The 26,705-nt window shown below is 40.5% G+C and carries 16 protein-coding genes; 7 read left to right on the forward strand and 9 right to left on the reverse strand.

Going from position 1 to position 26,705, the window contains the following annotated elements:
* Positions 1 to 129: 129 nt before the first annotated feature.
* Together WKK05_RS41010 and WKK05_RS41015 are read left to right on the forward strand one after the other, a co-directional pair.
* Entirely contained in the window at positions 130 to 2,709 is a 2,580-nt protein-coding gene (locus tag WKK05_RS41010) for a filamentous hemagglutinin N-terminal domain-containing protein (protein ID WP_341531962.1), read from the forward strand.
* Positions 2,710 to 2,722: 13 nt separating this feature from the next.
* On the forward strand, positions 2,723 to 5,218 hold the full coding sequence (locus WKK05_RS41015; protein WP_341531963.1) for a CHAT domain-containing protein: 2,496 nt from the start codon (positions 2,723 to 2,725) through the stop codon (positions 5,216 to 5,218).
* A gap of 224 nt (positions 5,219 to 5,442) precedes the next feature.
* Here the strand turns inward: WKK05_RS41015 and WKK05_RS41020 are convergent, their stop codons facing one another.
* From WKK05_RS41020 to WKK05_RS41030, 3 genes are all read right to left on the reverse strand, one after another.
* Positions 5,443 to 6,456, reverse strand: coding sequence for a hypothetical protein (locus tag WKK05_RS41020; protein ID WP_341531964.1), 1,014 nt, complete (start codon positions 6,454 to 6,456; stop codon positions 5,443 to 5,445).
* 77 nt (positions 6,457 to 6,533) lie between these two features.
* Positions 6,534 to 8,396 (reverse strand): tetratricopeptide repeat protein, encoded by a 1,863-nt coding sequence (locus WKK05_RS41025; protein ID WP_341531965.1) that lies wholly within the window; start codon positions 8,394 to 8,396, stop codon positions 6,534 to 6,536.
* Positions 8,397 to 8,401: 5 nt separating this feature from the next.
* Positions 8,402 to 9,838: an NB-ARC domain-containing protein gene (locus tag WKK05_RS41030; RefSeq protein ID WP_341531966.1), complete on the reverse strand. Its 1,437-nt coding sequence runs from the start codon at positions 9,836 to 9,838 to the stop codon at positions 8,402 to 8,404.
* Between the two features lie 752 nt (positions 9,839 to 10,590).
* Between WKK05_RS41030 and WKK05_RS41035 the strand changes: the two genes are divergently transcribed.
* Together WKK05_RS41035 and WKK05_RS41040 are read left to right on the forward strand one after the other, a co-directional pair.
* A complete protein-coding gene (locus WKK05_RS41035) occupies positions 10,591 to 11,067 on the forward strand; it encodes a hypothetical protein (protein ID WP_341531967.1) in 477 nt (158 codons plus the stop codon).
* The gene (locus tag WKK05_RS41040) at positions 11,067 to 14,642 is read left to right on the forward strand and encodes a plasmid replication protein, CyRepA1 family (RefSeq protein WP_341531968.1); all 3,576 of its coding nucleotides are present in this window, start codon (positions 11,067 to 11,069) and stop codon (positions 14,640 to 14,642) included. The genes WKK05_RS41035 and WKK05_RS41040 overlap by 1 nt, the downstream gene beginning before the upstream one ends.
* A 112-nt stretch (positions 14,643 to 14,754) precedes the next feature.
* Here WKK05_RS41040 and WKK05_RS41045 read toward each other — a convergent pair whose 3' ends face one another.
* Positions 14,755 to 15,606 (reverse strand): site-specific integrase, encoded by an 852-nt coding sequence (locus WKK05_RS41045; protein ID WP_341531969.1) that lies wholly within the window; start codon positions 15,604 to 15,606, stop codon positions 14,755 to 14,757.
* A 400-nt stretch (positions 15,607 to 16,006) separates the two neighbouring features.
* Here WKK05_RS41045 and WKK05_RS41050 point away from each other — a divergent pair, with 400 nt between their 5' ends.
* On the forward strand, positions 16,007 to 16,603 hold the full coding sequence (locus WKK05_RS41050; RefSeq protein WP_341531970.1) for a tetratricopeptide repeat protein: 597 nt from the start codon (positions 16,007 to 16,009) through the stop codon (positions 16,601 to 16,603).
* Positions 16,604 to 17,306: 703 nt separating this feature from the next.
* Here the strand turns inward: WKK05_RS41050 and WKK05_RS41055 are convergent.
* On the reverse strand, positions 17,307 to 17,696 hold the full coding sequence (locus WKK05_RS41055) for a hypothetical protein (protein ID WP_341531743.1): 390 nt from the start codon (positions 17,694 to 17,696) through the stop codon (positions 17,307 to 17,309).
* A gap of 382 nt (positions 17,697 to 18,078) precedes the next feature.
* On the opposite strand from WKK05_RS41055, the gene WKK05_RS41060 reads away from it, so the two are divergent.
* Positions 18,079 to 19,242, forward strand: a complete 1,164-nt coding sequence (locus WKK05_RS41060) for a hypothetical protein (RefSeq protein WP_341531971.1) — start codon at positions 18,079 to 18,081, stop codon at positions 19,240 to 19,242.
* Positions 19,243 to 19,655: 413 nt separating this feature from the next.
* Here WKK05_RS41060 and WKK05_RS41065 read toward each other — a convergent pair whose 3' ends face one another.
* From WKK05_RS41065 to WKK05_RS41080, 4 genes are all read right to left on the reverse strand, one after another.
* Positions 19,656 to 19,847, reverse strand: a complete 192-nt coding sequence (locus WKK05_RS41065; protein WP_341531972.1) for a hypothetical protein — start codon at positions 19,845 to 19,847, stop codon at positions 19,656 to 19,658.
* A 69-nt stretch (positions 19,848 to 19,916) separates the two neighbouring features.
* A complete protein-coding gene (locus tag WKK05_RS41070) occupies positions 19,917 to 22,175 on the reverse strand; it encodes an ATP-dependent RecD-like DNA helicase (protein WP_341532203.1) in 2,259 nt (752 codons plus the stop codon).
* A 75-nt stretch (positions 22,176 to 22,250) separates the two neighbouring features.
* Positions 22,251 to 24,557: an ATP-dependent RecD-like DNA helicase gene (locus tag WKK05_RS41075; protein WP_341531973.1), complete on the reverse strand. Its 2,307-nt coding sequence runs from the start codon at positions 24,555 to 24,557 to the stop codon at positions 22,251 to 22,253.
* A gap of 61 nt (positions 24,558 to 24,618) precedes the next feature.
* On the reverse strand, positions 24,619 to 25,770 hold the full coding sequence (locus WKK05_RS41080) for a hypothetical protein (protein WP_341531974.1): 1,152 nt from the start codon (positions 25,768 to 25,770) through the stop codon (positions 24,619 to 24,621).
* A 428-nt stretch (positions 25,771 to 26,198) separates the two neighbouring features.
* On the opposite strand from WKK05_RS41080, the gene WKK05_RS41085 reads away from it, so the two are divergent.
* A complete protein-coding gene (locus tag WKK05_RS41085; RefSeq protein ID WP_341531975.1) occupies positions 26,199 to 26,414 on the forward strand; it encodes a hypothetical protein in 216 nt (71 codons plus the stop codon).
* Positions 26,415 to 26,705 lie beyond the last annotated feature (291 nt).

Here is a 26,705-nt window from a genome sequence, read left to right on the forward strand (position 1 = left end):
CTATTTTATATTCACATATAAAGTAGTGGTTATAAATTATAGTAACAAGTCTATTTTTGCAATTAGGCTTGTTAAACTCATTCACCTCTGATAAAAAGTTTGTTCTTATAGTTTGTTAATATGAATATAATGAAAAACAAACATTACTCTTCTATAAAAATTGTTGTAATATCAACATTTATTCATTGCTTGACTATCTTTTCATGTAAAGCTCAGATAATTCCAGATACAACATTACCCCAAAATACTACTACAAACCTGAAGAAAAATACCATTGTTATTGAAGGAGGTAGTCAATCAGGAAACAATCTGTTTCACAGCTTTATAGAATTCTCTATAACAAAAGATAACACTGTTTTTTTTAACAATGCTACAAATATTCAAAACATTATTAGTAGAGTCACTGGTAGCTCTACTTCTAATATCGATGGATTGATCCGTGCTAATGGCACTGCTAACTTATTTTTGATCAATCCGAATGGAATTGTTTTTGGTCAAAATGCACGTTTAGATATTGGTGGCTCGTTTGTTGGTAGTACTGCAAGTAGTATTAACTTTAGTAATGGCTTTCGGTTTAGTGCTAGAAATCCACAAACTAAACCTTTATTGACTATTAGTGTACCTAGCGAACTTCAGTTTGAAGGAAGTACTGCAAGAATTGAAGTTAAGGGTACAGGACATATTTTTGAAGATTCTGATTTTAGAATTCCTCTAGATGCTAGCGAGTTTGCTAATGGTTTACAAGTTAATCCTGGTAAAACTTTAGCTTTGATAGGAGGAGATATTTTGTTAGACGGAGGTATTATTAGTAATCGTGATGGAAGAATTGAACTAAGAAGTATTAATCAAGGAATACTCAATATTGAACAGGAGAATAATAAATTATTTTTTAATGATGAAAAAAATCTATTATTAAATAATATTGTTTTCCGTAATAACTCTCTAGTCTTTGTTAACAGCTATCAGGGTAAAGGTAACACTATTAATGTACAAGGACGTAATATAGAAATATTAAGTGGTTCCTCAATCTTTAGTCAAAATCATGGGAACAAAATAGATGGAGAAATTAGGTTTAATGTTTCTAATAATTTAGAGATTAAAGATTCAACTCCATTAAGTTTAAGTTCTATCTTTACGAGCAATTTTGGAAATACACCTGGGGAAAATATTCAAATTACAGCAAATAAAATTAACATTGAAGGATCACAAATAGCCACAACTACCTTTGGTGAAGCATTAGGTGGCAATGTAATATTAAAAGCTAATGATTTAAGGAGTGCTGGTTCTATTCCATCGTCTGTCAATCCCTTGGGATACGGAGGTATTAACAGCTTCAGTTATAATTCTGGATCTGGAGGAGATATAACTGCAAAAATAAGAAATGTAATTATAGAAAATAATGGAACTTTTACTACAAGTTCTGTCTCCTACGGACAAGGCGGAAGCTTAAATCTAACTTCAGAAAATATAATTATTAAAAATGGAGGCACTTTAGGATCTGCTACTTATGGTAAAGGTAATGGTGGCGATGTTTTAGTAAACACAGAAAATTTAAAATTAACAGGAGAGTCAATACTTCAATCTAGTTCAGTCACTGCTATTACTCAAGGGTATGGTGATGCAGGAAATCTTGCTATTAATACGTTAAACTTGTTTGTTCAAGAAGGCGGAAGTATAAATACAGATACATTTGCTTACGGTAATGCTGGTGATATAAATATTAACGCTTTTAATTCAATAAAAGTTTCAGGGATCGGTTCAACCTTAAAAAACCTTAGCTCCATAACCTCAGCAGCAGATATTTCATCAAATGAGATTATACGGATAATATATAATTTACCGCCAATTCCTTTTGGAAATGCAGGAAGTATAACTCTAAATACGCCCAACTTTAATGTTGCTAATGGCGCTATAGTCAGCGTTATAAATAATGGCTTAGGCAATGCAGGGAAAGTCCAAATTAATACCAATACTACTCGCGTCACAAATCAAGGGGCTATTGCTGCAATTACTGCTGTTGGGCAGGGAGGTGACATTGGTATCAACTCTAAAGCGGTCTACCTACAAGACAGTTATATATCTGCAACTGCTGGTACACAAGGAACTAATGGTGATGGTGGAAACATCAACGTCAACACAGATATCCTAACTGCTATGGGAAACAGTAGTATCACAGCTAATGCTTACAAAGGGCGTGGTGGGAACATTCAGATTAATGCTCAAGGATTATTTGCTTCTCGCGATAGCCAATTTACAGCTAGTTCTCAATTAGGAATTAATGGCAAGGTTGAATTTAACATTTCAAATGAGAATGTTGTACCTGCCAAAGCAGTACCTCTAACAATTCAACTAGATCCTGAAATTACTTCAGCTTGCCAAGGACGTGCAGGTACAGCAGGAACCAGTGAATTTGTAATTATTGGGACTGGTAGCGCCCCACGTTACTTTGTCAGTGAAACTTCTAAAAATAGTGGATGGTACGGTAACCCGGTTAGAGTTTCAGCAGATAACAATTTAGAGCAACAAAGCTCGCCAAGTAAAAAAGTTCGGCCAATTGTGGAAGCTCAATCAGTACTGATAGAACCATCAGGAGATGTCAATTTATTAGCATCTCCTAATCAACTAGCTGCTGTGGCTGAAGCATCGCCTGAGAGATTTTGCTTGACTACAGACTCTAAACCAGCTTCTGCATCAACATTATTCCCATAATCTGGAGAAATCAATGAAAATTACCAGACGCAGATACTTATTTTGTGGTGTTGCAGGTTTCCTAATGGCAGTCGGCAAGCCATCAAAACTCCTAGCTCAAAGTGACAACAAAATCACACAACAAGAACAAGCACAATTGCTGACTGAAAAAGGACATGAACTATTAAATCGAGGTGAGTATTCGTCAGCTATTAAGACTTGGGAAGAAGCCACTAAAATTTATCGTAAACTAGGCTCAGATGAAGGCGTTACTGGAAATTTAATTAATCAAAATCTCGCTCTCCAAGGGTTAGGGCTATACTTGAATGCCTGTGACGTACTCCTAGAAGCTTTAAAAATAGATAAATCAAGTTATTCTCCAATTTATTATCCTCTTAGAAAGAAGAGTAGGAAAGCACTCAATACAGCTATCAATCGAGTAAAACCTACTCCTGTAAATTTGTTAGCATTACAAAACTTGGGAGATGTCTTACGTTTATTAGGTAATTTAGAAGAATCAGAAATAGTTTTAAAAAAAACGTTGTTGTTGACTCAAAAAATAACACCAAATAAAGATGTTAGTTCGATTTTGCTATGTTTGGGAGATAGTAAACAGTCAATGTACGAGCGTTCGCGCTCACAATACAAATGGATAGAAGAACTAGTTTACAAAAAAGAAACTGTTGCTAGTATTCAAAAAAATGCACTCTTATCGCTTGAGTATTATCAACAAGTTAATAAATTAGAAAAAGCCCCTGCCACTACAAAATTGCAAGCCCAACTACACAGCTTAAAGCTACTTTTAGATTTTAGTCAATGGATGGAAGCTGAGTCAGAAACAAGTCAGAGATTTGCAACTCCTAAGAATAATATTAATCAACAAATTCAACCTTTAATAGACTCAATTATCACAAACTCTTTCTCCTTCGATGAATTACCTATTAGCCAAGGAGCCTATGCCAAACTCAACTTTGCTGATAGTCTAAATAAAACTGACAATAAACAATTACAATCTATAGCTATACAGTATACAGAATCCGCGTTACAAAGTGGACAAAGTATTAATAACCAACTTTTACAATCGTTCTGTTGGGGAACCCTAGCAAGATTAAACCCAAATAAATCACAAATATACTTTAAGCAAGCTTTAGGGTTTGCTCAATCAATTCAGGCATGGGATGTCGCTTATGAATGGCAGCAAGAGTTAGGTGATCTATATAGAAAACAGGGAAAATATGAACCTGCTTCCAAGTTTTACCAAGCTGCTATTAATAACCTAACGCAAGTTCGTGCTAACCTTTTAGCTAGCAATCCTGATACACAATTCTTTTTTTATGAAAAAGTAGAACCTGTTTATCGAAGTTACCTAAAATTACTACTAGCAAATCCTGATACTAATGTAGAAAAAGTAATCAAACTACATGAAGAATTTAAAATAAAAGAGTTAGAGAATTATCTTCAATGTGGCAGACTTAACCTTGTAGCTTTAAATGAAATTCAAAACTCAGATCCTAATCTAACAATTATTCATATAATTGACTTAGTTGATAGCGTAGAAGTTATCTCTAAATCTTCCAAGCAACCTCTTCATCATCACTCTGTTGATTCTCAACTTATTAGGGAGCATATTAATAATCTAGTAGATACTTTACAAGACAAAAATCTTGCTTACGCTAATGAAAGTGTGATCCTTAAACATTCTCAAGTCCTGCATAAATTATTAATTGCACCTATTAAATATTTACCAACATCAGGAACGCTAGTATTTACTTTGGATGCATCTTTCCAAAGCTTACCGATGAGCTTGCTTCATGATGGAAAAAATTATTTAATCGAGCGCTACGGTATTACAGGGACTTTGGGTTCGAGAGTACAACCACCTAAACTTTTGAAACAGAAGCAGTTAATAGCTTTCATTGCTGGACTCAGCAAAGTCAGCCCTAGTTTTTACGCTCCCAATGCTCCTAAAGGACTCAAAGCGTTGCCAGGGGTGGAACTAGAAATAGCAAATGTCAAAAAAGGAATTACTTCTTCAAAAGTATTGCTAAACGAAGAGTTTCTTAGCCCAATGCTAGATAAAGAATTAAGTACAGATAGTTTTTCAATAGTTCACCTCACTACTCATGCTCAATTTAGTTCTGTTGCTGACCAAACAATGATTTTTGCTTGGGATAAACCAATTACTGTCTCAGAATTTAATAATTTACTCAAAGAAAAAACTCAGTCTAGTCAAGAAGGAATTGAATTATTAGTTTTGAGTGCTTGCCAAACAGCCAAAGGTAACAAAAAATCAATATTAGGAATGGCTGGAGTGGCAGCACAAGCCGGAGCCAGAAGTACCATAGCGACTCTCTGGCAAGTAGATGCTGATTCTACCGCTTTACTTATGAAAGAATTTTATCAAAGGTTGAAAGATGGTTTGACTAAGGTCGAGGCGCTACGTCTTGCACAATTGCAACTGATATCAAACCCTCAATATCAGCACCCGTCACATTGGGCAGCATTTTTACTTATTGGCGGCTGGCTTTAGTTTCATTGGTACGACAACGCCAGAAAGTTATCTCTTAAGGTTGGCAATTTATTGAACAAGATGAAAAGGGCAAGAATGTTTTTAGCTCTTTCCCCTTTAACACGAACCCCAATAAGTTGCCCTCACCCAACAATTCCGGATTGGCAGACTACAAGCTTTTCCCCTATGCTACCTCAAGAGTTTATCCGAATTGCATCGACTACTGAATCTGAATTGTTCAAAGATCAACGATCTTTAAATAATTTCAACAATTCCAACCCAGAGCGTACCTTTTCTAATTCAGATCCATTACCGCTACTCTTAGCCAATTGCTCTGCCTTCGTATAGGCTTGTCCTGCCTCTAATGGTAACAAGGCTCCTAAATAGCGATCGCCCAGTAGTCTATAGATACTCGGATTTTGGCTACCTGCCGCGACTCGTGCTTTTAATGTTTTAATTGATTCATCTAAAAGAAGCTTTGACATATATATAGCATCCAAATCGCGGAAAGCAGCTTCATCAGCTGGCAATCCCAACTCATTAATTTGCTTGACTTGCTCCCTAATTTCCTCAACATCATTACCAGGTAAAAGATGGACTACTAAAGGACTAGAATTCAAAGGTTGATCACCCTGGTTACTAATTACAGTGATTGTATACGTATTGCCATACCGTAATTCTTTTCGCTCTTTCGGATATGATAGTGTTACAGCGTTTTTTACGTCTACTTCCCAATTAACACCATTGCCTTTTACTACTACTGTATAGCTATCAGCGCCTGCCACTGAGCGCCAAGAGATTTGTGGTCTATTATTTATAATTGAACTGCCGTAAGGACTAGTTACAATCGGCGCATCTTTTTCATCATCTGGCCCCTTATAGTCGTGTGGACAAGGGGCTACATTTAATACTGAACACTGTAAAGCTTCGTTAGGTGGTGGCGCACATATTTGTGCATTGAAAATAGTACTCTGCTTTAAATAGAGAATTTTTCGATTTAAAAAGCATAAAACTTGGACTGCACTTCCATTGATAGGATTGATCCGCTGTCCCAAACACAAATATCTTCCCGCTCTCAGAAAGCGATCACCCGTGTTATAAACTCGACCACTCGGCTCATCGCACAATTTTTTTTCTAATGTGCGTTGCTGTCCCCATGCACTGCCTGTAACCAAAAGGATTAGCGCTGATATTGATACGAGGCTTGTAACTCTGTGGACTACACGAATTTTTTTAGTTGGGTTAGCTGTGGTCTGCATTGTAATTTTATCTAGCCAGAGAACGAAAAGTACTTTTAGCTGTTTGATACGATTAAAGCCTGTTATGGGGTTGTCCTTCACTGTTGAGAATCAGGCTTGAGCCTAATTCTTTGTAATACATTCCCCCGCCAGAGAAAGACTTCTGGCTGTTTCGCCTCCAATAATAAGCAGGCTTCCCAAGAAAGCCAGGAATTATCGTTATCTCCTAAAGCTTCTTGAACTTGTGCCAGTAAGCAGTGAGTATCTGCTCTTTGAGCATCTAATTCTTCAGCTTTTTCTAAATATTCCTTCGCTTCGGTATATTTCTTCTGCTCGAACTTTGCCCAACCTAAATTTTTATACAATGCAGCTTGTAACTTGGCTTCTTTAGTCTTCTGTAAGCCTTGTAGTGCTAGAGCGATCGCCGCATTATAATCACCTTTTAAAACTTTCAGTCTGGAGAGATTATTAATAACTGGAATCGCTTGATTATTATTTTTTATAGCCAACTCATACTGCTGCTCTGCCAAATCTTTTTTCCCTTGATCATCATAAAAAGTTCCCAATCCATAATGCCCTTCCCAGTTATCAGGCTTCAGTTCCAAAGCTTTTTTATAATTAGTGCTTGCACATTCAAACTCATTCAATAACTGGCAAGCAAAAGCTAAATTATTATAATTGTCTACATCTTGATTATTGTACTTTAATGATAACTCAAAATATTTTTTACCCTCTCTTACATTTTTAGTACTTCGAGATGCTTTATCAAAATAAAACTTAGAAATATTAGCTTTAACTTGGGGATTAAATTTTATAGCTGAGTCAAAAAACTTTTGAGCAGATTGAGAATCATTTGCAGCTTCCGACTTTTCTCCTTGAGCTATTAAACTATTAACTAGTAGTGGTAAAGCTATTTTACAATTTACAACGAAACCTATAGCAATTAATAAAATTGATGCGCTAAATAAAAATGCTCTATAATTAATTAACTTATAAATTTTGCTTTGGTAAGGAATCTTCCTTAGCCTTTGCAAAATTATTTGAGTATTTTGCGGACGTTGACCAGGAAAAGGAGCAATTAGATCATCAATCAAATCTGCGAAGAACTTATCTATATGAGGTGCTTTATCTCTCCAAAGGAGTTTTCCTGTTTTCTCATCACTTTTAATATTAGCTAAAGATATACCTGTTACTAAATGAACAAAAGTTCTTCCTAGCGCATAGAAGTCTGATTGTGGTACAGCCTGTCCATGAATTTGCTCTAAAGGAGAATAATAAGCTGACCGAACAGCAGTTATTTCATAACCCATACTACTCCCTGTACTGGTTCCTCCATTAGTACTAAGTTTCGCTAAGAATGTTCTACTAATCTCTCGCGCTCCACCAAAATCAATAAGTGCTATCTTCCCATCTGGTTGATGAATAATATTATCTGGTTTAATGTCTCTATGGAAGTACTCATTCCGATGTACGAGATCAAGGATATTGACTAATTGCAATAACCAGTCTAATGCAATATTTTGTGAAATTCGTCCGTATTTTTTTATCCACTGCTTTAAATCTTCCCCTTCAAACTTTTGCATTACAAGGCAATGCATCACTAAAAGATTGCCATTTAGGGCAAAAGTGAAATAATCTTCTCTATTAGACTTGGGTATTCCAGGATGATCTAAAGTCTGTAATATAATTGATTCCCGCCGAAGTAGCTCAACTAATTTAGGCTCATTAATCCACTTTAAAATTTTCATTACTCTTCTTTGAGTTTCTGGATGCAAAGAAGTGCCAGTATCCTCGACCTCAAAGATGTCTGTGTAAGTATATGGATCTTCCGTTAAAGAGCGCAATGGGCGTAGTAAACGGATATGCCCATTTATAAGCAGAGGATTTCCGCAAGCTAAGCAGTGAACAGCATCTTCAGGATTCTCACGCTGCGAGCAAAATGGGTTTATACAGTAGACCACAGGGACTACCCGGCCTCCATATAATTATTAAATCCTGTTTGAGCAGAAGTTCCATATACTAAACCAAGTGGATCTATTAAAATATACTTCTTAACAACTGGTTGTAAGTTATAACTAACTTCTCTTTTGCTTAATTCATGATTAGTTTCAATTAAGGAACGCTGCTCTAAAATCTCAATTTCTGTCATAACTTTAGAAATTGATACTTCCCCTAACTTTTCTTTTAAATACTGAATCAATACAGAGAACGGAATTGGATTTTGGTTCTCTGATATCTGCTCTGCTAAATAAATTAACATTTCTCTTTGCAGCTTACTTAAGAAGCCAGGATTTCCAAATTGCAAATGTAACATAAATTGAAATTGAGTTCCCATAGTAGTAGTCTTAAACTCAAAAAATTTTTGAATACTCCCTCCAAAATAATGATTAATTTTATTAGCAACTGCCTCTAACTCCGATGGATTTCCACGATAAGTTTCAATTAGTTCTTTACATTCTTTTCCTTTTAAACCTTTTTCATGCAACATTTCTATTGCTGCGTTTGTGTCTAGTCCTTCTAACTTTAGATATAAAACAGGTAATTTGACAATAAGATAAGCAAATTCCTTTAAAGGTACTTGACTTGTAATAATTGTACAACTTAGGTACTGTTCCTTCGTAATTACATTAAAAAAATCTTCAATATCTATTTTATTTTCAGAAAACCGTGCTTGTACTAAAGCTTCAAATCCATCTATTATTAATAGGCATTTGTAAGAAGAAAAAACTTTGGAAAGCAAAGAAACTTTATTTATAAAAGGTTTATTCTCCTCCTCTTCTATATTAAAAATTTTAAGCAATTCTGTAACTATTTCATTAAGTGATGAAGAAGGTTCAATTTTTTTCCAAATGACATAATCATATCTATCAGAATTCTCCAAAAGTATTTCTTCTACTAATTTAGCAGCTAATAAGCTTTTACCAATCCCTCCGACTCCAGTTATAGACACACAGCGTTGTTTAAAAAGTAGAATTTGGTTCTTCAAATAGTTAATATCTTCTTCTCTTCCATAAAAAGATGATACTTTAGGTAAGTCTCCACAAAATTTTACCTTACCTATTAAATAATTATTCTCAAGGTCTGATATTTCTAGTTTTTCGAGATAATCTCTTTTTGCTAGTTCAAGTAAGATATTTTTTAAATTCGTTTTTTTTATCTCAACTCCCTTCCCAATAGCTTCTGAAAGTATTGTCCACAACTGTGGCCCCACTGTTTTGTGCAAATAGTGCGCGTTGTATCCATAATCACTCGCTATTTGTTTGTAATCTTTGCCATCCCAAGACCCTTTAACTACAGCTCTCTCGGATTTCAATAAATTTCTTCCAGTATGTTGAAGCACTCGCTCTTCCAATATTTCCAGTACTCTTTCTATATCCAGGACATCATTTTTGTATAAATTCATACAGTATTATAGCCTTTATGTCAAACAACCAAGTCTTTTTTATTTATACTGGCAGATAATATAGACTTTTTTCTGCCAACCTAGACTTTGGTTTTATTTCTTAATAATATCCTGCTTGCTATAATTGCTACTTCAGGATATAAGATTAAAATTGATACTTTCTAGAGGTAGCAAAACTGTATACTTAAATAGTTATAAAAGTTACAGTTAAACTATAACTGTACTCGAGTGACATAATACCAACCTTATTTGGTAGTTTTGTCTCAATAAAATTGGTCAATGCCAATTAATGTCAGAACATTTAACCAAAAAACGAGACAAAACCAGATGTCAGATGAACACAACTTCTGTAAGATCAAGCTAATTGAAGAAAAATATGGAGGTCATATAGAACATCACGTGTATTCAACGCAAAAAGCGCCACTAAGGAGTAGCGCTTTGTGCGGGTCTTAAATTGCATATAACCTCAGAGCAGGGGTTGATCTCGAAGGAACAAGATAAGCGGTTGTTGAAGTTTGCAGACCAAGACGACCACTAAATTTGTCCGAGAGTATAATCCGCGCTGCTTCCCGTATTATACACGGGTTGTCACCATAGCGTCCATTGGTGGCAAATTTTTGGCTGTTAAAATTCTTTAAATTGGGAATATGTTAAGTTTGATGAAGAAAAAGTGAGAATTTTGTAGTTAAAAGCAGTAGCAGCGCGAATAACCCCCTCTGAACTTGTCAACCAAGTCATCAGAGGTAAATACTGTGAAAAATAGCGAGCGCCCCATACAAAAGGGTGTCGGATGTAGGCTGTCGGGGGTTGTTTGTGTGCCATCCCAACAGCCCAGTTTTGATGAGCAACAGAAATATTCAAGTTATTTTCGAGAAACTCACTTTCAAAATGTCCTTACTAGAGCGGCTTTGTTGGAGCGTACAAACTGGTTTTGGCATCGAGGAAACAGCATCCACATATCTAATCGTGCAGTTGCAATCATTAGTGCTACGAGCAATGATTACAAACAAATTTTAATAAAACAGAACCAGTTGGTTAACACAGTCTTTGAGTTAGACCCGCAAGCTGAGCTATTGCTGTTGATCTCCCCAGAGCTTGATTTTGTATTTGGCACGGTTTTAGAAACTGGGGAGATGTTCAGTACTCATATCCTAATTAACAATTCTGGAATTTCAGCAGCAAGGAGAAATTTACTTGGACGCTCCTTCACGGCCGGGGGCGTCAGCTAATGAACAATTCCCAAATTGAATATCCCAACAACCTCACGGCAACCGAGTACCATGAGCTAACAGTTGGTAGTGCGATTCACCCGGCACTGGTCGAGCGCAACTTCTTCCACATTGAAGGGGAATCAGTTTATGATTTCCTGTTCATCTCCGATAAAATCCCCCGGAAAAATGCAGGTCGAGTCACAGATGCATACATAAGGCAATATCAGCATTTGCTGTTGGGGGGGACATGGATTCAGTCACTTGACCCGTTCAAGAATTGGCAACCAATGGAATGGGGACGGATTAAACCGAACTTGCCCCGCATGGACTGGGAGAAAGGCAAGCCCGTTAAGTACGAATCGCCCCCCAAAACCGCCAACCGTGTCACTTACTTCGATGTCGCTGACCCCGTTTGGGATTTGGTCGTAAAACGCTATGGAGTTAAGCGGCATCTTGAGCTTTTAGCGCTGCGCTTGCTGGATCAACTCAATCCACTGATATTTTGGGAGTGGATAATTGCACATCCAGAGATTCCCGTAATCTTATGCGAGGGCGAAAAAAAGGCAGCTTGCTTGCTCAGTATGGGATATGTGGCGATCGCGCTGCCGGGAATTTGGAATGGTCGCGTAGGCAAACGGGACTTTGATGAACGACTACACCCAGATTTATTACCATTGGCACAACCAGGGCGCAAGTTCATTATATTATTCGACTACGAAACCAGAAGCAATACCCGGTGGTCAGTTTTTCAAGCCACTATTCGTACTGGTAAAGCAATCGAGGCAGTTGGTGCTACTTGTGAAGTTGCATTATTGCCGGGGCCAGAAAAAGGTGTGGATGATTTTGTGGTTGGTCGCGGCGAAGATGCCAACGCTCTGTTGACTGCAATTGTTGATGATGCCAAATCGCTTGCTGATTACCAACGCGGCTATCGCGCGAAAAAATGGGGACTAAGCAAGTATAAACCCGATGTGACAGTCAACGTTCAATATCTGAGTGAAGCTCTCAACATTCCTAACTTGATAGAAAAATGCTCATCAGTTCCGCCACTTTACTCTATTGAGAAAGAACAATTGTTTACACCAAGTGTTAGCAATCTGTCCGGGGATAAGGGGGCAGCGGGCAGGGGAAGTGGAGGAGCAGGGGAAGTGGAGAAGCAAGGGGAGAAAGAATTACTGTTCAATAATTCTTTTTCTTCTACTGCCTCCCATACCTCAAGAGCCTCAAAAGCTCCCTCTGCCCCCCCTGCTCCAAGACCGACTTTTCGATTTCCCCAAAGGGGACTCGTGGTTTTGTGGAGTGACATGGGGACAGGCAAAACCGAACTCATGCGCTGGTGGCGTGACCAAAACCCCGACGCTCGGTTCCTCAACAATGGGCATCGCGTTAACTTGCTGAAAAATCTCAGTGATCGCTTGAGAACTGCCATGTATTCAGACTTGGGTTACATGGGTTTAGCTCAAGCCACAGCTCTGTCGATTACTATCGACAGCTTGTACAAGCTCAACACTCAAGCCCTCACATACGGCTGCATATTTATTGATGAAGCTTGCCAATACCTCACCCACCTACTGCACAGTAATACTTGCAAGGCACATCGCGCAGCCATACTTGAAGTACTGGAATATATAGTATACAACGCGCCACTGGTTGTCATCGCTGATGCACACATGGATGATTTAACCCTGGACTTCTTCCTCTCCATGCGCCCCAAGGGTGAAGTCCCCTACATTATCAAGAACGAGTGGCGAAACGGCGATCGCACAATTTACTGGTATGAGGGGGATAATTCTAGTGCCATAGTCGCCCAAATTTCAGCGGCTCTGATGGCAGGGCAGAAAATCATGGTTGTTAGCGACTCCAAGCGTTTTATTAAGAAACTTGAAAAGTCCCTAACAATAAAAATAGAAGAATCATCCGATTCCAAGTCAGCCAGCAATCATTTATCAGGACTACGCATCTGGTCTGTTCACTCCGATAATTCCGGCTCTGAAGAGAACATTGCATTCATCAAAGATATCACCAACGCCGTCAAAAACCTTGATGCTTTGTTCACTTCTCCTAGCCTGGGGACTGGGGTAGACATTGCCCAATATCATTTTGATTTGGTATTCGGTGTGTTCCATGCAGTTTCCCAAACTGCAACCGAGTGCGCCCAACAGCTCTACCGCTATCGCCCAAAAGTCCCCTTTCACGTTTGGGTGGCCCCGCGTCCTCCCTTCGGTTACAAAGATACTAATGCCCACAAGATTAAAGAACACATATTGCAAACCAACGAAATAACTGCTTTTCTGTTGCGGATTGACCGTGAAACAGGAAAGCGCGGCGCAGAAAAGGACTGGGCGCTAGAGGCTTTCTGTCAAATTCAGGCAAACCGTCACTATTCTCTGAATAATCTGCGCGATGACCTGCGTTTGCTGCTCACTGAAATGGGCAATACTATAGTACCCCTCGGCAGCGATAGTGATACTAAAGCCCAAAAACAATTGAAATCAGCAGCACAGGCTTTGAACACTGCCCATTGCTCAGCTGTTGCCAGAGCTAACAATATTACCCCAAGTGAATATCGTCTCCGCCAGAGTAAGGATTACCTTTCTCCACAAGACGTTTTTGAATGTGAGAAATTCCGCATTTTCTCAGCTTACGGTATAGAAGTGACGCCGGAACTAGTTGAAAAAGATGCGGGTGGTCGGTTGATTCGAGCGATCGCTTCCCTTGAGGCAATTCTGGAAAAACCAAGCGACGAGATTGTTGACCCCAAGACTCTCAGACAATACCCAAGTCCTCCAAAACTTGTCACAGATTTTGACCGCACCGAACGCGACAATTTACCTTTGTGCATCGACTGGGGCAATTATTCGGCGCGGTGGCTGGCCCGTTTCAACTTGGGTTTGCATCACATCCTCACTCATTTAATCGCCGGGGGTGAAATTACTGCCAGCGACAGCGAACTGTTAAATATGACCGCTCACGCATTAAATTGCGCTGCTCATATTAAAGCAATTCTTGGGTTTACTGTCCCTAGTGACTGTGAACCAATTTGGCTACTCGCCACAATGCTTGAACAACTGGGGCTAAAGTTGGCCTGCCGCAAGCAGGGGCCACGCGGTCAGCAGGTGAAAATTTACTCACTATCTGTGGAGGAATTAGAATTTGCTCTCCAGGTTCTTGCTCACCGCCAACAACAGCGCACCTTGAAAGAGTCGCACGTTTGTTACGTTGCCCAAACTGTAGACCCATATCAGGCTGCAATCCAGTCCCAGCATAGCGTTGAGTCGAGTCAGCACCCCGTATCCACCCCCCCCCAGAATGCTATAGGGATTTCCCATTATGAGGGGGGGGATACTACGCGGCTAGAACCCGATCAGGAGCGCATTTCTCTACTTTATTGCGTGGAAATGCTTCGCTGTGCTATTACACTTGGAGTTTCGGCACTGAAAAATACCCTTAAACGATGGTGTTCCGATTTGCGCTGGGAGACGGTGCTGGAGTTGGAAGCGATCGCGGCGAATGAACTGCGGCTTGTTGAATCTCAAGTACCGGAATTTTATGCCTTGCTATCTGAGGAGGTGTTGCCGATGCAGGGGGGCTAAATTTCTCTCCCGATTTCGCGTACTTACGAAGCAATTTCTACTTTTATTCTCAGCAATTTTACGGTGGTTGCTCAACTAGCCTATGTCAAATCGATTTTTTACTAAAATGGAGTCAATGCCTTTTGCGTATTGAATTATCGGTCACTTCGTCTTTCATAGGTTTCCCGAAGTCGTTTTTTCTGACCGGAGCAAGCAGCGCTAAAGATGATACTGCTCCCAATACCTGTTCTTCTTTCACCTCCAGGTACTTGTACAGCTCATCTAGGGTGCGATGCCCAGAGATTTCCTGAATTACCCTTAACGGAATTCCAGCATTACTCATTGAAGTTAGTGCTGTGCGGCGAAAGCTGTGAGAACTAACCCCTTCAATTCCCACTCGTTTGCAAGCTTGACGCAATATCCACTGTGCCGAATCCGGGTGCAGGTGGCTATTAGCTCTCTTGTGGTCAGCATTTCCTGGAAACAACCACTTAGAATCATCTCGTGGTTTGTACGCTTTTAGGTGGATTCGCAACTCTTGAATCACCGGGATGACACGGGTAGCTAGTTTTCCTTTCGTGTTTCCTTTGCGAAAGATGATTTTGGCTCTAACTTTTCCTTTGGCATCATAGACATCGCGCTTGAGCAATGTCACTGCTTCCGAAACCCGACACGCTGTGTAAAGCATCACTGCAAACAGCGCTTCGTCTCGCAAGGACTCCACCCCCTGCGAGAAGAGAAGCTGAATATCGTCCCCTGAGAGAATCTTTGCTCTCCCGTGCCTGTCAATCTTCAAGGTTGCTGCCCCATCAACATCCCTACGTGTTCTTATTATCCCAGTCCACGGGGCAGGTTTTTCTTTGGGCGTAATTAGAGTAGTCTTCGCCCCTCTCTTCTCTTCTACAGCATTTTTGTTTCGGAGAGTCCAATAACCTGGATAGAAAAATTTTTCTTGTCTAGTTAACTCGACAATTTTCTGCAACAAATAGTGTTAATTCACTCGTCTACGCAATTCCTATCTTTACCAATAATTACTAATTACAAAATTTGTAATTATTTGGTCACTCACAATTAGTTTTGTGCGCTGAATTCTTTTTAACTAAGTGACTAATTTGAAATGATCAAAATTCCGGAAAAGAACCATTAATGTAATCACCAGAGTTTTCACCCCCTGTCTGTACCAATACTTGTACTAATGCCTCGTCCCCCGCCCAGCCACAGTTTTGATATCGTTTTCGATATCAATGCTGACATAATTTTTGCGTCTGCTTAATCACGCTTAAGCAAATTCCCTGCTAGCAATTTCAGTTTTGATATCTGCTTTAATATCACACAGGTAATAAAGACAACCGGATTAATTCACAAATACTTAAGAAGAACCAAAAATGAACGGACTGAAAGTAATCATTGCAATACTGGTATTAGGAGCAACAGTATACGCACCGATAGCCCAGGCTCAGATAGTACCCGCACAACTAGCCCAGTTAGAGCCAGAAGATTATGCATACTACGTCAATAGGGGTGTCATAAAATACAACTCTGGTGATTATAAAGGAGCTATTGAAGATTACGATCAAGCTATACGCTTGTCCCCCAAGGGAGCTACAGCTTACAGCAATCGCGGTGCTGCCCGTGCAGCTTCAGGAAAGTACCGCTTGGCGATTGCTGACTACACTTATGCAATAATTCTGGCTCCAGACAGCAGCATGGCGTACAGTAACCGGGGTGTTTCTCGTGAAGCAATTAAGGATTACCAGGGAGCAATTGCAGATTACACCAAAGCAATCGAACTAAAACCAAGCAGCACCAGGGCTTACCTTAACAGGGCTTCGCTCCGTGTAAAGCTGGGAGATAACAAGGGAGCGATGGCGCGAGAGCGCCCGCCTTCGGCATCGCTGACTACAAAAAGCTCGATAGTTTATTTTTGCAGCAGGGAGAGACAGGCTATCACCAAACTATCTTGGAAAAGATTCGTCAACTGAACGCCGGATCGAAGTAAATCTTTGGGAGGCGATTGCACTAACCACGGGTGCAATTGCTTTACTTGAAGGCAAGCCCATTTTCCCGATTTGGGTGGTAAAAAGGGCATGATTTTTGAAAACCTAAAAATAGGTGCAAAAAATAAACTGAAAATGCCTAAATAGTTAACAAGTTATAGATGAGGTCAAAACGCTCACTGGCTCGCAATTAATTACACAAGTATTACAGGTGTAGGCTTGGGCTGAGCAAAAGGGGCAAAGGTGCTTACTTTAAGGAGATTGTAGAAAATTATCTCCGGCTGATGTTAAATTCAATGGCTTGTGATCCCTTGTTAAATAGCACTCTTGTTAATCGCTATCCTGCTATACAACTATTTAGGCATTTTCAGTTTATTTTTTTTAGTGGCTTAATCGCTTTGTGTGTAACCCAAGTTTTTTAGCTCCCGGCATAGGCAAAAGTAGGAGCATTCAGCACTGCACCAAACTCAAACTACTGCCGGCGAAGCAGCGGGAGCAGTCGAGTGAGATCGCTGATGTTGCATCATGATCATTGTCTAGGTAGTATTAAGTCCTTAATGCACTGATTTGTGCAGTTTTACCTAGACAGCTCCTAGATAAAGCTTTCAGCCGCAGTTCTAAAACTGACAGCAGGTTTTCTTGGAGTGCAGATATTGCTTTGGGCCAATTGCTTTGTTAGCCAAATCAGTCAGGCAAGTTTATTAGTCTGGCTCTCTAAATGAAGAAGCAATGTGTAAGGACAATCGGGACTTTTGATAGTACTACCAAAAGGTGGTCGATAGGATGCCCACAGTTGCCACCGTAGTACGTCAACCCCGATTACTGCGCCACCATATTGCACTTGACAATCTTCATTCTGCTTCGAGTTAATATTTTTGATAATAGTGTTAATAATTTCCACCTTAAGAGTATTTGGAATCCCCATAGGTTGCTTAGTTAGCCACTGTTTAATTAGTGGTGACTGTAGCCACTCTGCAATTTGGTCAGCAGTAGGAGTTAGGCGATTAGCTAATAATGTAGCTAAATCGTCATCTTTGTTCAAATTTTCAGGTTGAAAATGAGCATTGATATTTGTCATAAACTCAATAGTTTGTTAAAGCCACTTATTTATATTGTATCTGAGATTATTAGGTTTATATTGTTAAGTATTATAGTAAAATAGTGAAAGTAATTGAGTAAAGATAATGAGTGATGACTAATAGTTATGTCATCACTTTAATTTAGTAAAAAACAATTCCTAACACCACTCTTACCAAAGTCAATTTCACGCAATTACAGTAACTCCAAACTGACAATTTGAGGCATAGTAAATCTAGAACAGGTTTACCCAAAAAGCAAGATTCAAGACAAAAAGCCCCAACCATTGCAGGGCTGGGGCTAAAAAATTCAATTAATTTAGTTACTCTAATGATGACACAACTCAACACCTGTTTAACCACTGTCAGGACAGAGGTGGCATAATGAACAAGCCACCCAAACAGCGCAACAAAACCACATCTGCGCCAAAGAGCAACACAAAATCATCCCTGGACGCTAAGGACGAAGATAATCCAGCTAACGCTACGATTACGGTGGCTGCTGTCGAAGTGCCTGAGTTGACTGAAGAGGAGTTACGCGATCGCTTGCACTTGGAGAGGAAAGTGGAGAGGGCAGTTTTTGAGGCGGGTAAGGCACTGATGGAACTGCGTGATCGCAGGTTATACAGATCCACTCATCGCACATTTGAGGAGTATTGCCGTAATAGATTTGGATACACTCATCGGCGCGTGAATTATTTAATAGCTGGTTCTGTAGTATTTGACAACATAGCGACGGGAACAAATTGTTCCCAAAATGAGGAAGCGGATGAAACGGGAACAAATTGTTCCCAAAATGAGGAAGCGGATGAAATGGGAACAAATTGTTCCCAAAATGGGGAAGTGGATGAAACGGGAACAAATTGTTCCCAAAACGGGGAAGCGGATGAAACGGGAACAAATTGTTCCCAAAACGGGGAAGTGGATGAAACGGGAACAAATTGTTCCCAAAATGGGGAAGTGGATGAAACGGGAACAAATTGTTCCCAAAACGAGAAAGTAGACAAAACTCGACCTAACCGCTCACAAATCCTGCCGACTAACGAAGGACAAGTGCGCCCTCTGGCAAAGCTAGAACCCCAGCAGCAGGTTAAAGTTTGGCAACGGGCAGTACAGGAGGCAGGTGGTAAAGTTCCCAGTGCCAGGATCGTCACTGATGTTGTGCAGAGAATTATGGAACGTACCAAACTACCAAATACTTATCAGCTAGGCGAAGTCTGCCAAATCATAGCCAAAGATAACCCCGAACTCAGAGGTAAGGGTGGGTGTTGGGGAATTGTCAATCATGTGGGCGAATTCAGTTGCACCGTCAAAACCTGGGATGGTGAGTACACGGTTGGGCTGCAATACCTAAAATCTTACAATTACCTGCCGAACGAGTGTGAGCAGATGCAATTGGTGTGCGAGCGCCTGAGTCGGGTGTATTCGAGTGGACTGGAGGAATCTGTGCAGAAATTTTTGGAGTCGTTAGGGAAGTTGAATCGGGTTTATTTGACGGCGTTAGAAGAAAAAGTGTTGAGTTTGCTGGAATTGGAAATAGGAGTTTAATTTTCAATGGCGTTGTACTTGTAGTCCTGTTCCACTGACGTAAATATGAGAGGAGATTAAAATTAGTATTAATACAAATCTACTACAGCACGATAGATGACAGAGCGCCCAGGCAAATACGAACACAACGGCAAGCCTTCGACAGAAGCGCAGTTCTTCAAGAGAAATAGCCGAAAATTTCGCGAATGCTATTGGCGAATTCAATTGGAAAGTTGATTACCTCAAGTTTTGTGAGCTTTTAGAATTAGAGCCTGGGGACTATGCAGACGCTCAATATAGATATTTCCAGCAGCTGGCAGAATCGCTTACGAGGTTTAATGCAGAGTCATTGGCGAAGATGATTGATGCTGGAAATGGAGTCTGAAAAAGCAGCGATTCTCCCTATGCAGTAATTCATGCACTAAGTTTTGCCTTCATGCATCCTGATATATCCAATCACGACCAGCAACTTGGGCTGCTGATGCTGTATTGTAAAGCTTTTGCTCGCCAAACACCGCACCATTGTCACTGATGATCCGAAACTGCCAGCAATGCATTTCGGTGTAAAATACGACCAAAATAGAGTTGTTAATGGAGATAAGTGAGTGAATTTTAGGGGTAGTCATGGTGCTAGTGCTGTACTTGATGCAAGGCTAACTTGCGCTATGTGTTAGCTCAAAATTTAAAATCCGTTTTCAGATTGCGGCTAACGTTCGCCCTGGTGCTTGAAGCAACCTAGAACATAACCTCGTGTACCGATACCCGTCATCAGTAGATCGCACAGTAAGGGAAATGGCTTTTTTTGAACCAATGACAATCGCCAATTTCTTAGCGCGAGTTATCCCCGTGTAAAACAGGTTGCGGGACAACATCATATAATGTTGCATATAGATAGGCAGTATCACCACAGGATATTCTGAACCCTGGCTTTTATGTATTGAGACAGCAAACGCCAAGGCAATTTCATTCAAGTCTGCATAATCGTAAACGACAGTACGCTCACCTAACTGGACTATTACTTCCTGCTCTACGGTATCAATGCTTTGGATAATCCCCAGGTCGCCGTTGAAAACTTCGCGGTTGTAGTCATTGGTAAGTTGAATAATGCGATCGCCTTCGCGCAAAAGATTCCCGCCCCTAGTAATCTCTACTTTGTCAGGGCTGGGTGGATTAATCAGTTGCTGTAACACGGTATTGAGATTGCGAGTGCCAATCAAACCGCGCAACATGGGGCAAAGGACTTGCACATCAGTAGCCGGATTAAAGCCTAAGCGAGGAATAAAGTCTGTAACGAGTTCGCAGATTGCTTGCACCCCATGTTCAGGAGCAAATCCGCCGCCATGCCACAAGCAGTCAGACACGGGATTATCAGAAATCGGCTCGATAGTAGGGTACAGTCCCTGATTAATTTGGTGAGCAGCGGTGATAATTGCACTCTGTTGGGCTTGGCGGAAAACTTGGGTTAAACGCACTACTGGCACACGACCAGAATTGATGAGGTCAGCAAGTATTTGACCGGGGCCAACTGAAGGTAACTGGTCGATGTCACCCACTAACAGTAGTTGCGAACCATCTGCAATCGCTTTAACTAAAGAGTAAGCCAGAAACAAGTCAAGCATACTGGCTTCATCAGCAATAATTGCACTGTGGGGTAAAGGATTTTCGCTGTCGCACTTAAAGCCCATTGTCTTGGGGTCAAACTCCAACAAGCGGTGTATCGTCTTGGCTTCGAGTCCGGTCATTTCACCCAAACGTTGAGCAGCCCGTCCAGTGGGAGCAGCCAGGGCGATAGATTTGCCCATTGCTTTCCACAGAGAGACTATGGTGTGGGTGGTGAAAGTTTTCCCGCAACCAGGGCCACCAGTCAAAATCAGGATTTTGGAATACGCAGCCATCTCTACAGCTTGACGTTGCTGTGGTGAAAGCTGGATTTTGCGACTCTTGGTGAAGCGGTCAATCCAGTCACGGACACGAGGCATATCTTGTGCAACTGGTTGAATGAGGCGGTTATGTATCAGTTGCGCTAAGTTTTGTTCAGTATGAAAGTAGGTTGGTTTATAGCACATCAACGTTTGGTCTTCGCCCTTCTCGCGGATTAGGTCGTCCTTGAGCGCCATATCTTTAATGATGTCCGCGATGCCGGATTCGCTGGGTTGATGATCTGATGTAGTCAGCAGTTTGATGACTTGTTCAACTAGTTCTGGTTGGGGCAAGTAGCAATGTCCATCCGCAGCAGCTTCACCGAGAACATGAATTAGTCCCGCACGGTAACGAAATTCACTATCAGATGGAACTCCTAAATTCCGAGCAATCTTGTCAGCTGTCAGAAAACCAATGCCGTAGATATCTTCGGCTAACTGGTAGGGGTTGGTGGTGACTTTCGCTATCGCTTCATCTTTATACTGCTTGTAAATTTTGACTGCATAAGTAGTAGAAACACCATGACTTTGCAGAAACACCATCACTGACTTAATGGCTTTCTGTGTTTCCCAGGCATTTTTGATTAAGTTAATTCGTTTTTTAGCAATGCCCTGAACTTCAATTAGGCGCTCAATTTGGTTTTCGATGATGTCAAGAGTTTCTAAACCAAAGTGTTCGACAATCCGCCTAGCCGTGACTGGGCCAACACCTTTGATTAGACCGCTGCCCAGGTATTTCTCGATTCCGGTGAGTGTGGCGGGTTTAGTTTCTTTATAATTAACAACTTGAAACTGTGGCCCGAATTGCGGATGATCACGCCAAAAGCCAGTAAGTTGTAGAGTTTGCCCTGGCTGAATATTAGCGAAATTGCCGACAATGGTGGTTAAGTCGGTGGCGCGAGGACGCGTTAGTCGTGCAACGGTGTAACCGGATTCCTCAGAATAGAAAGTCAGCCGTTCTACGACTCCGGTAATAGTTTCATGAACTGGAGTTGCATTTATTTGTTGAGGAGAAAGATTACCAAAAGTGGACATTGCCGAGCCAAGAACGCCGCACATGATTATAGTACTGCGAAAATTAATCTGCTAGTACATAAATACTAAGAAGATTTATTGGTTACCCAGAACTGCATCAATAGCCGAATCAATTAATTCAACTTCTGAAGTTTCATAGTGATAAGTGTTAAAGCGAAACTTGCCGACGAGTTCGGGTTGCTTTGAAGGACGATAACCATATTTGGACTCATACATATTTTGTGCAAGACTGCCGATGGCTGTCATTTGTCCTTGTGTAGCAGTAATTTCGCGTTGTTGCAGTCGTGATGCGATAGTTACAGTAGTGCTTGCTTCCCTTGTAGTCTTCTTGGCACTGCTCAAGCTGTGCCAAATATTAGTAATTTCATCAATAGGTGAGATGAGCAGATTGGTTAGCCCGGTAAAGCGTGAAGAGGGTTTATCTGTGGCGACAGCAATATTTAATGCAAGATGTTGTCCAACGGCGATAAATGTACCCATTGCGCGAGTCATGGTGGTGTAAAGCAGTTGACGCGTTAACATTCGGGAATTGGACATAATTAACGGGAAAATCACATACTGAAACTCACTGCCCTGGCTCTTGTGGCAAGTGATACAGAAGGAATGCATAATTTGCTCAAAGTCCCCTTTATAATAGTCAACGGTCGCGCCGCCCTCCCAGTCAATTGTTACCAGTTCTTTGTCAGGGTCTACAGCAATAACCTGTCCCATCTCACCGTTCATCACAGGGGGCATGGTTTCGTAACGATTTTTGAGTTGTATAACGCGATCGCCTACACGATAGACAACTGAGCCAGAAACAACAAGTTGTTTATTATCCTTTTTAGGATTAAAGATCGGGGCAAGAAGCTTGTTGAGATTGTGAACCCCGGCAGGCCCGTCCTTTTGGGGCGCTAAGACCATCAGTTGTTGATTCAAATCAACATTCTCTTTGCTCATGGCTAGGGCTAGCTCTCTAATGGCTAACGCCGTAGCTTGCGGATTATCCATCTCTAACATGGCGCAATCGCCCACATCCATCCACTCAGCTGCTTCGTGAAATTTGTGCAGTGTTGGGACTGTACCAAAATTTACGTCACTAGCCGCATAGATAATCGGGCTTTCATGTTTTTGACGATAAATGGTTTGCAGTCTTGTAGTTGGCACTAAGTCAGAATGAAGCAAGTCTCGCAGTACCATTCCTGCTCCAACACTGGGTAATTGGTCAGAGTCTCCGACCAATAAAATTTTTGTTGTCGATGGTAAAGCTTTGAGTAGAGAATTAAATAGGAAGATGTCAACCATCGAAAACTCGTCAACAATCAGCCAGTCGATAGGGAGCAAGTTATCCTCGTTATAGAGAAAAGCTTGCCCAACTCCCTGCCATTGAAGTAAACGGTGAATGGTACTTGCTTCAATGCCTGTAGCATCTTTCATTCGGTTAGCAGCTTTTCCTGTCGGAGCTGCTTGAGCAATTATTGCCCCCTGTTGTATTAGCCATTCGAGCAAGGTTTTCAGGACATAGGTTTTGCCGCGACCAGGGCCACCAGTAATGATACTAATTGGATGTTTTACCGCCATCATTAAGGCACTGATTTGTTCATCACTCAAGCGTGAGAGTTGACGATATTCGCTCTTCTGAAATTGGGCTAACCAGTGTTCAAAATGTTCTGTAGAGCGAGTTGGTTGCCTCTGGAAAGATTGAATTTTTAAAGCGACAGAAAGCTCAGCGCGGTAAGCTGCTTTTATATAAACACTCTGTTTGCCGTCACCAGAAATCAAAGTTCCCTTATCTATTAGCTGAATAAGAATAGTATTTAAAAGTTGATGATCCGGTGTATAGTTAGGACGCTTGAGAACAGATGCGGCTGCAAAAAGCAATTGCTCAAACGGGAGAAAACAATTACCTTCACGTAAAGCTGATTTCAATACATAAACTAGAGATGAAGCATATCGAGTTTCACACGAGAGTGAGAACCCTAGAGATATCGCTAACTCATCAGCCGTTTTAAAGCCGATGCCATCAATATCATCAGCTAGCTTATAAGGGTTGTTTTGGAGTACATGGCTCGTTTGATGTCCGTAATAGTCACAAATTTTTAAGGTTAAAGACAGGGGTGTCTTAAGTGCTAAAAGTTGGGCAATCACTCCCAAATTAGGATTATTTTTGCTTGATGACCAAGCTTTGGTAATGCCATCAATCCGATAGGAGCTGAGTCCCGGAATCTGCTCAAGTTGTTCGGGACTATAATCTAATATCGACAAAGTTTCACTGCCAAAGTGGTTGACAAGAGTTTGGGCAGTTTTCTTGCCAATACCACGAAACAGTCCACTCTCTAAAAACTGCTGAATTTCAGACAAAGTTAGCGCGCTTAATTTATCAACTTGAGTTGGCGCAATCATGAGTTAATCGGAGGTGAAATATTCTGTCTTCTTTCAAGGATAGCGCTTTAGCTAATAATTCTTAAGCGTTATTGTTAATTAAGCTTAAGTCCCAAGTGTAAACTCCAATTTGGTCAGGCACTCTAGTGAATCGCCCTGTGCGATGACCCCGTGATAATTCATTCAATACCTTGTTTTTCACTTCTCTAATCTCAGTTGCAGTGAGTTCGCCGTAGATTCCGTTGATTATTTCTGCAACACCAAAAACTTCGCCCGAATTCTGTTCTAAAAAAGTGGTCAGTGCATCAATTAAAAACTGACCTCTCCATTCTTCAAGCATTGGTATTTCCTTGGGCTGCGGCGGCAAAGCTTGTCTTTTATTTTTGCCTTTGACTCTGGCGGATGAATTTTTCGTCTCCGGTTTGGAGAGTAAAGTTAGAGAAAGGGTATAACATCCGGGTTCTCCAGGGACGCTGAACCATTTGTTACTTTCTTTGCCCTGAGTGAGTGAAGATTGAACTCTACCTTTTACCACCTTTAATACATCTGGCTCTAATTCTCCGTAGAGCGTTTTAACAATAAAATCGATGTGAACAATTGTGCCAATCTGTTCTGCCAATATCTGTTCAATAGCTTCAAGGCGACTTAGAGATTGATATTGTGGCAGCATGGGAATCTCCGCCCATTTGAGTGACTGCTGTTCGCCATTCGTTGCTGTTTCAATCAGTGGGAATATAGGTGGCTCAGTTGAGTCATCTGTAGAAGTAGTAGCATTAAAGTTATTATCTAATTGGGTTTCAATAAGTGGGAATAGGGGCAGTTCACTTTGGTGAACTCTTTGATCAGCATTTTGGGCATCGTCTAATCGGGTTTCAATGAGTGGAAATAGGGGTGGCGAGAGAAATTCATCTAACTCTGTAGAAGCAGAGGGGGAATCGTGATCACAGAGGGCATAGTCAGGAATATTTCCCAAATTGCCGTTAACAGATTCATTGAGAGCAGATAAGGAAGATTTATCTTGTTTTTCTGGGTTAGGTGACTCTTGTTCAACGTCGTCGGTATTTGCCCAGTTAGACAATAAAGCTTCTACATGAGTGAGATTAGTTTTAGCTTGGGTATATAACTTTTCATACTCGGATACAAGAGGGGCATAGTAGTCCCGTAACGTTACAAGTGCCATCATTGCACTTTGAGGAGGTTCTAATGGTAAGGAACTTGAAACGAAAGAAGGCATTTGCGAACAGTAAGATTTTTCCAACTATATTGTAAAACATTGGCAAAAAGAGAGTTCATAAAATTTAAATCTTCAGAATCGAACAGGTGTTTGCTTTTATCTTCTACAGAAGCTATAGGATAGTCACAAAAATAAATAATCTGTACTTGGGACAATGGATGGTTGTAACTATGACAATAAATTTTCAGTATATATTTTTAAAATATGTACAGCTACTGGTTTTGTGAGTTTCTGATACCAGTTGGCTCTGTGGAATTGAATCGATTGACTAAGTTGTGACTAATATTAGTATTGATGCTTTCAGATTAGTCAAACATCAATGTTAGAAAAAATCTAGATAAACAGGTGTAAAAGTGTTAACGATGTTGTGATTAAATATGCTATAAATATTCAAATAAGTTACTCTGCAAGTATCTCAGATAAATACTATGCACCCAATAGAGTTTAAGGAAAAATGGAAGTTAACTCACGACCAACTAGCCCTAGTCTTAGGGTATCCAAGTAGTTATACTATCCGTAGGTGGTTTAGAAATGGCAAGAATCGCCGTCAACCACAGAATGTAGTCTGTGTAGCTTGTGGATTACTAAATGATCTGTGGGAAAGAGAGGGTAAAACAATCAATTGCTATTTAGTACAAAGGTAGCTTGGGCTTGACTTTGTAGTATTAGTCGGGAAAAGACCAACAAATCCGGCTCCCGGTGGGAAGATTGATTTTGGCTTTAAGCTTTCTCAAACCCATTGGCAGAGTGTCTTGTAGAAAAAGGCTTAATAAATAGACGTTTAACCTTTTGCAATAAGATTACAAAAGTTGTTTTGCTATCCTGTATTGTGATTAAACCTTTTCTAGATAAAGGTTTTAGTATCTACAAGGCTGTAATATTATTAGTCCTTTAGCTTGACTCTAGCTAAAATATTTTAGCGTTCCAAATGCACC

It is taken from the genome of Nostoc sp. UHCC 0302, from assembly GCF_038096175.1.
Classification (GTDB): domain Bacteria; phylum Cyanobacteriota; class Cyanobacteriia; order Cyanobacteriales; family Nostocaceae; genus UHCC-0302.

Bases quoted from the DNA above. Each gene is read 5' to 3' on its own strand.
- WKK05_RS41020 (WP_341531964.1), bottom strand. From the start codon at position 6,456: ATGCAGACCACAGCTAACCCAACTAAAAAAATTCGTGTAGTCCACAGA.
- WKK05_RS41030 (WP_341531966.1), bottom strand. From the start codon at position 9,838: ATGAATTTATACAAAAATGATGTCCTGGATATAGAAAGAGTACTGGAA.
- WKK05_RS41070 (WP_341532203.1), bottom strand. From the start codon at position 22,175: ATGTCCACTTTTGGTAATCTTTCTCCTCAACAAATAAATGCAACTCCA.
- WKK05_RS41060 (WP_341531971.1), top strand. From the start codon at position 18,079: ATGAACAAGCCACCCAAACAGCGCAACAAAACCACATCTGCGCCAAAG.
- WKK05_RS41055 (WP_341531743.1), bottom strand. From the start codon at position 17,696: ATGACAAATATCAATGCTCATTTTCAACCTGAAAATTTGAACAAAGAT.
- WKK05_RS41075 (WP_341531973.1), bottom strand. From the start codon at position 24,557: ATGATTGCGCCAACTCAAGTTGATAAATTAAGCGCGCTAACTTTGTCT.
- WKK05_RS41050 (WP_341531970.1), top strand. From the start codon at position 16,007: ATGAACGGACTGAAAGTAATCATTGCAATACTGGTATTAGGAGCAACA.
- WKK05_RS41065 (WP_341531972.1), bottom strand. From the start codon at position 19,847: ATGACTACCCCTAAAATTCACTCACTTATCTCCATTAACAACTCTATT.
- WKK05_RS41015 (WP_341531963.1), top strand. From the start codon at position 2,723: ATGAAAATTACCAGACGCAGATACTTATTTTGTGGTGTTGCAGGTTTC.
- WKK05_RS41010 (WP_341531962.1), top strand. From the start codon at position 130: ATGAAAAACAAACATTACTCTTCTATAAAAATTGTTGTAATATCAACA.
- WKK05_RS41080 (WP_341531974.1), bottom strand. From the start codon at position 25,770: ATGCCTTCTTTCGTTTCAAGTTCCTTACCATTAGAACCTCCTCAAAGT.
- WKK05_RS41085 (WP_341531975.1), top strand. From the start codon at position 26,199: ATGCACCCAATAGAGTTTAAGGAAAAATGGAAGTTAACTCACGACCAA.
- WKK05_RS41040 (WP_341531968.1), top strand. From the start codon at position 11,067: ATGAACAATTCCCAAATTGAATATCCCAACAACCTCACGGCAACCGAG.